This is a genomic window from Citrobacter sp. RHBSTW-01044, from assembly GCF_013781945.1.
Lineage (GTDB): Bacteria > Pseudomonadota > Gammaproteobacteria > Enterobacterales > Enterobacteriaceae > Citrobacter > Citrobacter braakii.
In genome coordinates this window covers 595298-607123 of the sequence record NZ_CP056180.1, presented here as the reverse complement: position 1 = coordinate 607123, position 11826 = coordinate 595298, and the positions used below count along the sequence as shown (strand labels likewise).

At 54.2% G+C, this 11826-nt stretch carries 10 protein-coding genes; 6 read left to right on the top strand and 4 right to left on the bottom strand.

Going from position 1 to position 11826, the window contains the following annotated elements; all coding sequences use genetic code 11:
• Positions 1–9 precede the first annotated feature (9 nt).
• The 3 genes from HV352_RS02995 to HV352_RS02985 are packed head-to-tail and all read right to left on the bottom strand — an operon-like array spanning position 10 to position 3000.
• The gene (locus tag HV352_RS02995) at positions 10–837 is read right to left on the bottom strand and encodes a carbohydrate ABC transporter permease (RefSeq protein ID WP_016154601.1); all 828 of its coding nucleotides are present in this window, start codon (positions 835–837) and stop codon (positions 10–12) included.
• Positions 838–1704, bottom strand: coding sequence for a sugar ABC transporter permease (locus HV352_RS02990; protein ID WP_016154602.1), 867 nt, complete (start codon positions 1702–1704; stop codon positions 838–840). It abuts the gene before it with no gap.
• A gap of 9 nt (positions 1705–1713) precedes the next feature.
• On the bottom strand, positions 1714–3000 hold the full coding sequence (locus HV352_RS02985; RefSeq protein WP_181635180.1) for an ABC transporter substrate-binding protein: 1287 nt from the start codon (positions 2998–3000) through the stop codon (positions 1714–1716).
• A gap of 211 nt (positions 3001–3211) precedes the next feature.
• On the opposite strand from HV352_RS02985, the gene HV352_RS02980 reads away from it, so the two are divergent.
• The 4 genes from HV352_RS02980 to HV352_RS02965 all read left to right on the top strand — a co-directional run bounded on the left by HV352_RS02980 (position 3212) and on the right by HV352_RS02965 (position 8896).
• Complete coding sequence (locus tag HV352_RS02980) at positions 3212–4258, top strand: LacI family DNA-binding transcriptional regulator (protein WP_181635179.1); 1047 nt, start codon at positions 3212–3214, stop codon at positions 4256–4258.
• Positions 4259–4283: 25 nt separating this feature from the next.
• Positions 4284–5672, top strand: a complete 1389-nt coding sequence (locus HV352_RS02975; RefSeq protein ID WP_181635178.1) for a phosphomannomutase CpsG — start codon at positions 4284–4286, stop codon at positions 5670–5672.
• Complete coding sequence (gene ugpC, locus HV352_RS02970; RefSeq protein ID WP_047414093.1) at positions 5669–6736, top strand: sn-glycerol-3-phosphate ABC transporter ATP-binding protein UgpC; 1068 nt, start codon at positions 5669–5671, stop codon at positions 6734–6736. The genes HV352_RS02975 and ugpC overlap by 4 nt, the downstream gene beginning before the upstream one ends.
• 141 nt (positions 6737–6877) lie before the next feature.
• Positions 6878–8896 carry an NADPH-dependent 2,4-dienoyl-CoA reductase gene (locus HV352_RS02965; protein ID WP_181635177.1) on the top strand — a complete coding sequence of 673 codons (2019 nt, stop codon included), beginning with the start codon at positions 6878–6880 and terminating at the stop codon, positions 8894–8896.
• A gap of 56 nt (positions 8897–8952) precedes the next feature.
• On the opposite strand, the gene rlmG is transcribed toward HV352_RS02965, so the two are convergent.
• Complete coding sequence (rlmG, locus tag HV352_RS02960) at positions 8953–10089, bottom strand: 23S rRNA (guanine(1835)-N(2))-methyltransferase RlmG (RefSeq protein WP_016157532.1); 1137 nt, start codon at positions 10087–10089, stop codon at positions 8953–8955.
• A gap of 83 nt (positions 10090–10172) precedes the next feature.
• Between rlmG and HV352_RS02955 the strand changes: the two genes are divergently transcribed.
• Positions 10173–10673 (top strand): M48 family metallopeptidase, encoded by a 501-nt coding sequence (locus HV352_RS02955; RefSeq protein WP_016154609.1) that lies wholly within the window; start codon positions 10173–10175, stop codon positions 10671–10673.
• Between the two features lie 72 nt (positions 10674–10745).
• Positions 10746–11744, top strand: a complete 999-nt coding sequence (locus HV352_RS02950; protein ID WP_016154610.1) for a Gfo/Idh/MocA family oxidoreductase — start codon at positions 10746–10748, stop codon at positions 11742–11744.
• Positions 11745–11826 lie beyond the last annotated feature (82 nt).

Below are 11826 nucleotides of genomic sequence, written 5' to 3'. Positions count from 1 at the left end.
TCACGTTCCTTATTTCAGTGATAACGACATGCCTTCGAGGAAGTACTTTCTGAACAGAATAAACAGGACAACGATTGGCAGCATCTGCACCACCGACCCCGCCAGCACCGGTCCCAGGTAGATGCCATAGGATTTGCTGAAGGTGGCGAGCAGCACCGAAAACGGCATTTTGTCCACTTCGCGCATCACGATCAGCGGCCAGAGGAAGTTGTCCCATGAGCTGGAAAAGGTGAACAGCGCGACAATCGCCAGAATGGATTTATTGAGCGGCATCATCACATGCCGCAGGATCCCCCACAGGCTGGCGTGATCGAGCCTTGCGGCGTACAGGTAATCATTCGGCGTGCCTTTAAAGCTCTGCGAAACCATAAAAATGCCCCAGGCGCTCATCGCATACGGCAGGATCATCGCCCCGTAGCTGTTGATCAGCCCCAGTTCACGCATCAGGACAAACTGTGGAATGATGAACATAAAGACCGGGAAAACCATCTGCACAATCAACAGGTTGCGAAACGCATTTTTGCCGCGAAACTCGGTTTTCGCGACGGCATATCCCACCAGCATTGAGGTCAGCGTGACGCAGACGGTAATGGTGAGCGACACGAACAGCGAGTTAACCAGGGTGCGCAAAAAAGGTTTGTCCGCCCGGTTGCTGTTATCGAACAGAAAAGCGTAATTCTCCAGCGTCAGATGACCGGAAAACAGCCCGGTCGTGTAGATTTGCGCCGTCGGTTTCAACGAGGAGATCACCATCCAGATAAAAGGATAAAGCCAGGTGAGCGCCAGCAAAAACATCACGGCGTGAATGAGCAGCGTTAAGGGAGTCAGTTTCTTCATTCACACAATCTCGATATGTTTTTCGAATACTTTGCGGAAGACCCAGATGGCGAGGAAACTGCATGCCGCAACGATAATCGACATGGTCGCCGCCCAGGTTGGCTTCATTTTCTGGAACGCCACTTCATACATCACTACCATCGGACTGGTGGTGCTGTTGAGCGGTCCACCGCCGGTGATAAGATACGGCTCGGTAAAGATGCTGAACGCCACGGTAATCGCCAGCACCATCACCATCACGATTTGCGCGTTCATCATCGGCAGGGTAATCGCCCAACTTTGCTTAAACTTCCCGGTTTTATCCAACTGCGCCGCGCTGTAAATATCCGCGGGGATCGCCACCATCCCGGAATAGAGAATCAGCCCGTAATAACCGACGAATTTCCAGGTAACAATTAACGCAATGGATAACATGGCGCAGTCAGGGTTGGTAAACCAGGGCACAGAGATGCCGAAACTGGCCTGTAAAAATTGATTGACCGGCCCGTATTCGCTGAACAGTTTTGCAAAGACAATGGAATAGGCCACCCCCGAAGAGATATTCGCCAGTAAAAAGCTCAGGGCAATAAAACTTTTCCCGTACTTAATTTTTCGTAATCCCGCGGCAAACAGCAGCGAGGCAAGAAAGACAATCGGGATATACCACATTAAAAAACGGCACACGTTCCACATCGACTGCCAGAATAACGCGTCATGAAACACGCCAATGATATTCTGTAATCCGCTAAACGTCGGCGTGCCAATAAATTGCCAGTTCGTCACGCTAAGCACGACCAGCCAGCACAGCGGATAAAACCAGAACAGCAACGAATAACCGATCCACGTGGAGGCCAGCAGGCCTCCGGTGCGGGATTCATATCCAGCCATTTTTTCCCCTTATTTCGCCAGCAACGTGTTAATTTCCTGCGCGGATTTATCGAGGGTGGCTGCCGGATCGGCGTGGTTGAAAATGACCTGCTCCAGCATCTGCGTCATGCTGCGCTGAATCTCCGTGGTTTGCGTAGTGGCCGCTGGCGGCAGCGCGACGTCCACGTAAGAAGCGATCGCCTTCTCCAGCGGGTTTTTCTCAAAGTAATTCACAAACAGCGGATTACTCATTAAATCACTGCGTGCTGGCGGCATACCGGTCAGCTCCAGCCAGCTCCGGTCGTGCTCGGCGTTGTTAAAGACCCACTGAATAAACGCCCACGCCTGCGCTTTGCGCTTGCTGGAACTGAAGATCACCACCCCTTTGCTGTCGCCGAACGTATACGGGTGCGCGTCGCCTTTCTCGGTGAGCATCGGCCCAATTTTCAGCGTTTTGAGGATCTCCGGATACTGCTTGTGATAGCGAGCGATATCCCACGGACCGCGCGCGGATGCCAGCACCTGTCCGGTCGCTAACGGATCGTCGGCGGCGGTGAAGTCGTAGCTGCTCCACTTGCTGTTAAAAACTTTCCCCATAAAGGTCAGTACCGCCTGTCCGGCAGGATCGGCAAACGTCGCCTGATGACCCGCGAGGTAAGGTTTACCGCCGTTTTGCGCATAATAAAGCGGAATAAAATCGAACCAGCGTTCCCACCAGTTTTTCCCGGCGGTCATCTGGATAACATAGCCGTTATTATCCGCCGCCCGGCGCTCTGCCAGCTGATAAAGCTCATCATAACGGGTCGGAACATGGTCAAAACCATACTGCTTGAGTAAATCGCCCCGCCACCACCAGACGATAGGATTAATATAGATTGGCAGAACGTGTTGCTCGCCGTTTAATTGCCAGGCAGGAATAATTTTGCCCATCTGTCGGTTATTAACGAGTTCATTAAAACCACTCATTTTAGACAGGTCTTCAAGCTGACCAATTTCCACCAACTGGCTGGCAAAACCGATAAAGATATTACTGGAAATATCGGGTTCCGTGCCGGAAGCCAGCGCGTTCATTATTGCCTCTTCAGAACTGCTGGCGGCAGGAATGGGCGTAAATTCGACCGGGGTATGCGCCGGGTCTTTATTCCATTCTTTAACCATAGTATTCCAGAAGGCTTCTTCATTTTCGTTTGGTGCCACCCACATTTTAATTGGCGTTTTTGCTGTCTCTGCGGATTTTTTATCATCCGGACCGCAGCCAGAAATACAAAACGCGAATAGTACACAGGCTGTTAATTTAGCTAATATTACAATTCTCACGATAACTCTCCATTTACTTTCAATAAGTATTGATTTACCGCTACCCTGCTATTGAATGGAGCGTAAATTAACATCCCCTTTTTATGTTTAACGTTAAACAAATCACAAAACGATTTTTGTTTAACGTTAAACTTTGCATCAACGTTCAACGCAATGGACGATAGAAATAAATAATTCACGCCAATATATAAACCAAGCAAATATATTAAACATGAAAATAAACGTTAATGATAATAAAGATAAGAAACGTATTACGATAAAATCATTGGCCAAGATTATGGGTATTTCCCATACCACGGTGTCGAACGCATGGAATAATCCGGAAAAATTATCTCCGGAGCTGCGCAAGCGAATTTTGCAATACGCCAGCGAGCTTGGCTTTCAGGGACCGGACAAGCTGGCGCGCGCGCTGCGTACCGGCAAATCTGACACCATCGGCGTGATATTCAACGACTCTATGAGTTACGTGTTTATCGATCCCCACGACATTGCACTGATGCGGGGGATCGCCGTCCAGTGTGAAGAACAAAACGTCAATCTGGTCTTGATCCCTTTGCGTAAGCGGCAACAGACGCCGCTCAACACCCTGGTTGATGGCTATATTCTCAACGCCACGCATAACAATGCGGCCATGATCCAGCACGCGCTGGCTCATGGGCGTCCGGTGGTCACGCTCGATTTTCAGTTTCCCGACCACAGCAGCGTCTCCATCGATAACGCCTGCGCCATGCGCGATATTGCCCGCTATCTGGCCGATAAAGGTCATCGACATTTCGGCATCATCGCCTTTCCGTCACAGCCCTCCGCGCAGGGAATGTGCGATCTGACCGCCCCCGTCACCGGCGACAACCTGCTGATGCTCTCCCGCGTGAATGCCTGCCGGGAGGTTTTCCAGCAGCGCGGCTTCGCCCTTGATACGTGCTGGCTGTATCAAACCCGACACGATGAAGAACACGGCGAACAGGCGGCCAAAGCGTTACTGGAAACCCATCCGGAGATCACTGCGCTTATCTGCCTTTCCGATCGCTTCGCCGTCGGCGCGATCCACTACTGCCAACGGCAGCAGCTGGCGGTTCCGCAGCGGGTTGCCGTTACCGGTTTCGATAATCTCGCCGTTGAGGTGGCGGGAATACGCCTGACCACCATCGCGCAAGACGCGGAAAAGAAAGGGGAAATGGCCGTCAAATTGCTGCTCACCAGAGGACCGGTGACCCACTATGAATTGCCTTACCAGCTCATCATTCGGGAGTCAGCCTGACTCATTAATTACAGAAGAGTAGATTATGGATGAACTAACCTGTTTTAAAGCCTACGACATTCGCGGTGAGGTTGGCGTCAACCTGACGCCGGATATCGCCTTTCGCATCGGTCGCGCTTACGCCGCCTGGCGCCATCCGCGCCGGGTAGTGATCGGCGCCGACATTCGCCTTAGCTCGGAATCGTTAAAATCCGCCGTGACCGACGGGCTGATTTCCAGCGGCGTGGATGTTATCGACCTTGGGCTGTCAGGCACCGAAGAGATCTATTTCGCCACCCGGGAACTGCGTGCCGACGGCGGCATTCAGATTACCGCCAGCCATAACCCGGCGCAGTACAATGGTATGAAACTGGTGCGCGAAGAGGCGCGTCCGATCAGTAACGACAACGGCCTGCTGGAGATAAAAGCGCTGGCGGAGCGCAATGACTTTGCTCCGATTGTCCATCGTGGCAGCCTCATCCCTTATGATAATCGCCCCGCCTGGATTGCCTGCCTGCTGCGCTTCCTTCAGCATCCGCCGACTCGCCCGCTACGTATTGTGACCAACGCCGGACATGGCACCGTCGGGCCTGCGCTTGACGCGATCGCCGACGGACTAGCCCGTGCGGGCGTTCAGATTGAGTTTATTCGCCTGCACCATCAGCCGGACGGTCATTTCCCGGCGGGCGTGCCGAATCCGATGCTGACGGAAAACCGCCTCATCACCCAGCAGGCGGTTATCGAGAATCAGGCTGATTTCGGCATCGCCTGGGACGGCGATTTCGATCGCTGCTTCTTCTTTGATGAGTGTGGCCGCTTTATTGAGAGCTACTACCTGGTTGGCCTGTTCGCCGAGCACTTCCTGCAACGCTCCATAGGCAGTCACATCATTCTCGACCCGCGCCTGACGTGGAATACGCTGGACGTTGTAACTCGCTGCGGCGGAATCCCGGTCATCAGCAAAACCGGGCACGCCTTTATCAAAGCGCGAATGCGCGAAGAGGACGCGGTCTACGGCGGAGAAATGAGCGGCCACCACTACTTCCGCGATTTTGGCTATTGCGACAGCGGGATGATCCCACTGGTATTGCTGCTGCAAATTATCGGCAGCGACAGCCGTCCGCTGTCGGCGTATATCGAACACGCCCAGGTGCGCTTTCCGGTTTCCGGCGAAATCAATCTGACGGTGGCCGATCCGCAATCGGTCATGCAATCCATCGCCGCTCACTATCTGCAAGCCGGCGGCCTGCGTGACGATTGCGACGGGTTGAGCATCGACTTCGTTGACTGGCGCTTCAACTTACGCGCGTCCAACACCGAGCCGCTACTGCGCCTGAACGTGGAAACCCGCGCGGATACGGCACTGCTGGCGCGCAAAACCGATGAACTTTTAACGCTGATTGCAGCCTGGGATTCTGACAAGGAGAGGTTATGACCGCGCTAAGCCTGAGTAATATTCATAAAGCCTGGGGCAAGAACACCATCATTGAAAATCTGTCGCTGGAGATCGCCTCCGGGGAGTTCATTGTGCTGGTTGGCCCTTCCGGATGCGGGAAATCCACGCTGCTGCGGATCATCGCCGGACTGGAAATCCCCGACGGCGGTAAACTGGTGATGGGGGGAAAAGAGGTCACCAGGCTTGCGGCGGGCAAACGCAACCTGTCGATGGTGTTTCAGTCCTACGCCCTCTACCCGCATATGACCGTCAGGGAAAATCTGTCATTCGGTTTACGTAATATCAACACGCCCGCCGCCGAAATTGATAAGCGGGTCGCTCACGCCGCCAGCATGCTGAAGCTGGAAGAGATGCTGGACAGGCTGCCGCAGAATCTGTCCGGCGGGCAGCGCCAACGTGTGGCGATCGGGCGTTCTATTGTCCAGCAACCGGAACTGTTTCTGTTTGATGAACCGCTGTCTAACCTGGATGCCGCGTTGCGGGTCGGGATGCGCCAGGAGATCCAGCAACTGCATAACACCCTGAAAAACACCATGATTTATGTAACGCACGATCAGGTGGAGGCGATGACGCTGGCCGATCGCATCGTGGTGCTTTACAAGGGAAAAATTGAGCAGGTGGGCACGCCGCTGGAGCTGTATAACACCCCGGCAAACCTGTTTGTCGCTGAGTTTATCGGCACGCCGAAAATCAATGTTCTGCCAGCGGTATGGCGTGAAGGCGCGCTGCATATCGCCGATAACCTCGTCTTCCGCCTCACCGGTCAGCCCGCAGGCGTTAGCGACGGGGACAAACTGTTTGTCGCCATCCGCCCGGAGCATATGCAGTACCAGCAGACCGGGGATTTCACATTGCAAGGTCGTACCCGGCTGTGTGAATTACAGGGCGACTCCACGCTGGTGTGGTTGGATTTAGCCGGCCACCCCGTGTGCCTGAAGTCTTTTCAACAGCTTAGCTTCATGCCGGATACACCACTTACGCTCACCGTACAAGAGTCGCACCTGCATCTCTTTGACGGTCTGGGTAAACGACTGGCGTTCTGACCCACTCGCCCTTGCGTCCGCAGGGGCATTTTTTGAATCCCATCACAATCACGGCATTCCCCTTTTCCCTTTTACGCGGCGACGGCTAAATTATTAACTCATCCGACCACATAACAATAATTTTACATACTGGACACCTTTATGAGCTTTCCGTCGCTGTTCGCCCCGCTCGATTTAGGCTTCACCACGCTTAAAAACCGCGTGCTGATGGGTTCAATGCATACCGGGCTGGAGGAGTATCCCGACAGTGCAGAACGGCTGGCCGCGTTCTACGCCGAACGCGCCCGTCACGGCGTAGCGTTAATTGTGAGCGGAGGTATTGCGCCTGCGCTTTCCGGCGTGGGGATGGAAGGCGGCGCGATGCTGAACGACACCAGCCAGCTTGCACATCATCGTGTCATTACCGACGCCGTGCATGACGAAGGCGGCAAAATCGCCCTGCAAATCCTGCATACCGGGCGTTACAGCTACCAGCCGCATCTGGTGGCACCTTCTGCCATTCAGGCGCCAATCAACCGCTTTACGCCGCATGAGCTGACGCACGATGAGGTACTGCAGTTGATTGAAGATTTTGCCCACTGCGCTCAACTGGCGCGGGAAGCAGGCTATGATGGCGTCGAAGTGATGGGCTCGGAAGGCTATCTCATCAACGAATTCCTGACTCTGCGTACCAATCAGCGCAATGACGAATGGGGCGGCGAGTATGCCAACCGCATGCGTTTTGCCGTGGAAGTGGTGCGCGCGGTACGCCAGCGTGCCGGTAATGACTTTATTATTATCTTCCGCCTGTCGATGCTCGATCTGGTGGAAAACGGCGGAACCTTCGACGAAACCGTCCAACTGGCGCAGGCGATAGAAGCCGCAGGGGCGACCATTATTAACACCGGTATTGGCTGGCATGAGGCGCGTATTCCCACTATTGCCACCCCGGTGCCGCGCGGTGCGTTTAGTTGGGTGACACGTAAGCTGAAAGGGCATGTGACGATCCCACTGGTCACCACCAACCGCATTAACGATCCTCAAGTCGCCGATGACATTCTGGCCCGTGGCGATGCCGATATGGTGTCGATGGCCCGTCCGTTCCTCGCCGATGCCGAACTGCTGTCAAAAGCGCAAACCGGACGAGCGGATGAGATCAATACCTGTATCGGCTGTAACCAGGCCTGCCTGGATCAGATTTTCGTCGGCAAAGTCACCTCTTGCCTGGTGAATCCGCGCGCCTGCCATGAGACCGAAATGCCGATCGTTGCCGCCACTGTGCCGAAAAATCTGGCGGTTGTCGGAGCAGGTCCTGCAGGCCTCGCCTTCGCCATAAATGCCGCCGCACGCGGTCATCACGTGACGTTGTTTGACGCGCATAGCGAGATTGGCGGGCAGTTTAATATCGCTAAGCAGATCCCCGGCAAAGAAGAATTTTATGAAACCCTGCGCTACTACCGCCGGATGATCGATGTGACTGGCGTGTCGCTGAAGCTGAATCACTTTGTCAGCGCACGCGATCTGTACCCCTTCGACGAAGTGATCCTCGCCAGCGGGATCGAGCCACGTATGCCACCGATCGAGGGGATCGCGCATCCTAAAGTGCTGAGCTATCTCGACGTCCTGCGCGATAAAATGCCGGTGGGCAAACGCGTGGCGATTGTTGGCTGCGGCGGGATCGGTTTTGATACCGCCATGTATTTGAGCCAGCCCGGTGAGCCCACCAGCCAAAACATTGCGGAATTCTGCGTGGAATGGGGGATCGACACCAGCCTGCAACAGCCTGGCGGCTTACGCCTGGAAGGCCCGCACTTATCCCGCAGCCCGCGCCAGATAGTGATGTTGCAGCGCAAAGCCAGCAAACCGGGACAAGGTTTAGGGAAAACGACGGGCTGGATCCATCGCGCCACCCTGCTCTCACGCGGCGTGAAAATGATCCCGGCAGTTAGCTATCAGAAAATTGATGATGATGGGTTGCACGTCGTGTTGAACGGCGAACCGGTGATCTTTAACGTGGATAACGTGGTGATTTGCGCCGGACAAGAGCCGCGCCGTGAACTGGTTGATCCACTCCACGCGGCAGGTAAAACGGTGCATCTGATCGGCGGCTGCGATGTGGCGATGGAGCTGGATGCCCGACGCGCTATTGCCCAAGGGACGATGCTGGCGCTGGAAATTTAACAGTATGTATTTCGTAGGCCGGATAAGGCGGTCACGCCGCCATCCGGCACACACGATTAGCGGCGGCGACCGGTTTTGACCGCTTTTAGCACCACGAATTTATTATTGGTGGCGATGGTCACGCAGTTGCCGAAAATCTTTTTCAGCTTGTGGAAGTAGTCAAGGTGACGGTTAGCCACAATGTACAGCTCACCGTTGATTTTCAGGCAGCGGCGAGCGTGGTGGAACATCTCCCAGGCAATGTTATCCGTCAGCGCGTGCTTCTGGTGGAACGGTGGGTTACACAGCACGGCGTTAAAGCGGAACGGTTCGACGCCCGACAGCGCGTTGTTGATCATAAACTCACAGCGATCCAGCGCTTCAGGCATGTTACTTTCCACGTTCAAGCGGCTTGAAGCCACCGCCATCGGCGATTCATCAACAAATACCACGCTGGCTTCCGGGTTCTTCGCCAACAGCGTCATACCGATGACGCCGTTACCACAGCCGAGGTCAACAATCTCCCCTTCGAGGTTTTCCGGCAGATGCTCGATAAAAAAGCGCGCGCCGATATCCAGTCCGGTACGGGAGAAGACGTTGGCGTGGTTATGGATAGTCCATTCGGTACCTTCCAGCTTCCAGCTTAGCGTTTGCGAGGCAGCGGCCAGCTCAGGTTTGCTGAACGTACAGTTGATTAAACGGGCTTTTTTCCAGGCCAGCGTCGTGGTGGTTGGACCCAATACTTTTTCAAACAGCTCCAGCGTCGAGGTATGCACATCACGCGCTTTTGCCCCGGCGATGATACGCGTTTGCGGCGTTACCACTTCGCGCAGCGCGCGCAGTTGCTGCTCCAGCAGCGCCATGGTTTTTGGCAGCTTAATCAGCACCACGCCCGGCGCCTGCGGGTAGTCAGCCGTACTGTCGAGGAACTTGACGCTCGACTCGGCAATATCGTTATGACGCAGGTTCTCGCGTGTGGCAAGCTCGCTGAGATAGGAGTCGCCAATGCTGTACGGCGAATGTTGCGCCAGCGCACAGCCCAGTGCGCCAAAGGTATCATTCAGGATTAGCACCGGGCCGCTAATCTCGGTATCGTCCAGCTGTTGCAGCAGATATTCATCTGCCGCTTCCCACGCCAGCAGCGGGTTAACGTCATCCGTTTCCGGGAAACGTTTAAGTGACAGCGAACGGAAACCGTTGTCTATGTGGCTCATCGGCCCTCCTGAATGGTAAAATTTCGGCGTATCCCTGAAAAGGGTGCGTGAGTATACACTTTTTATGATTGGCATGGGCAAAGATGAACCAACTAACTTATCTCCAGGGCTACCCGGAACATTTACTTTCTCAGGTGAGAACGCTGATTGCTGAACAGCGTCTGGGCGCAGTGCTGGAGAAGCGCTATCCGGGGACGCATGATTTCGCGACCGACAAAGCGCTCTGGCAATATACTCAGGATCTGAAAAATCAGTTCCTGCGTAATGCCCCGCCGCTGAATAAAGTCATGTATGACAGCAAGATACATGTTCTGAAGAATGCGCTGGGGCTGCATACCGCCGTATCTCGCGTGCAGGGCGGTAAGTTAAAAGCCAAAGCGGAGATCCGCGTTGCCACCGTGTTTCGCAATGCCCCTGAACCTTTTTTACGCATGATCGTCGTTCATGAACTGGCGCATCTGAAAGAAAAAGAGCACGACAAAGCGTTTTACCAGCTGTGCTGTCATATGGAGCCTCAGTATCATCAACTGGAGTTCGATACCCGCCTGTGGTTAACGCAACAATCGTTAAAGCAAACTGCGTAGTCGCGCACTGGCTTTGTCTTCAGAGCATGCTAAATTGACGAAAGGATCCCTTTTCGCAGCCTGAAGGCCATTATGATACGTTTCGCAGTAATTGGCACAAACTGGATCACCCGCCAGTTTGTCGATGCCGCCCATGAAACCGGCAAATATAAGTTAACCGCGGTCTATTCCCGTAGCCTTGAACAGGCGCAGACCTTCGCCAACGATTACCCCGTCGAGCATCTGTTTACCTCACTGGAAGCGATGGCGCAAAGCGAGGCGATCGACGCCGTCTACATCGCCAGTCCAAACTCCCTGCACTTCCCGCAGACCGAGCTGTTTTTGCGGCACAAAAAGCATGTTATTTGCGAAAAGCCGCTGGCCTCAAACCTGGCGCAAGCCGAAGCCGCTATCGCCTGCGCGCGCGAAAATCAGGTCGTGCTGTTTGAAGCGTTTAAGACCGCCAGCTTGCCTAACTTCCTGCTGTTGCAGCAATCTCTACCCAAAGTCGGAAGAATCAGGAAAGCGTTTATTAATTACTGCCAGTACTCCTCGCGTTACCAGCGCTATCTGGACGGTGAAAATCCGAACACGTTTAATCCGGCGTTCTCAAATGGCTCGATCATGGATATCGGTTTTTACTGCCTGGCCTCAGCGGTTGCGCTGTGGGGTGAACCGCAAAGCGTTCAGGCCAGCGCCAGTCTGCTGGAAAGCGGCGTAGATGCCCACGGCGTGGTGGTGATGAATTACGGTGATTTCAGCGTCACACTCCAGCACTCAAAAGTAAGCGACTCGGTGTTAGCCAGTGAAATTCAGGGCGAGCAGGGATCGCTGGTGATCGAGCATATCTCCGAGTGTCAGAAAGTGTGCTTCGTTCCTCGCGGGGGGAAAACCCAGGATCTGACGACGCCTCAGCACATCAATACTATGCTGTATGAGGCAGAGGCTTTTGCTCATTTGGTTGAATCCGGCGAAGTGGATCACCCCGCACTGGCCGTCAGCCGTATCACCGCCAAACTGCAAACAGAGATTCGCCGCCAGACCGGCGTGATTTTCCCGGCAGATGAAGCGGTAACATCGCTGACTGCGTAAAGGTATGTAAAACGAATGTTGCAGGCCATTGACTGAATGCATGGCCTGTAATATTTTGTAACCCGCAAAGGGGAGTAACTTC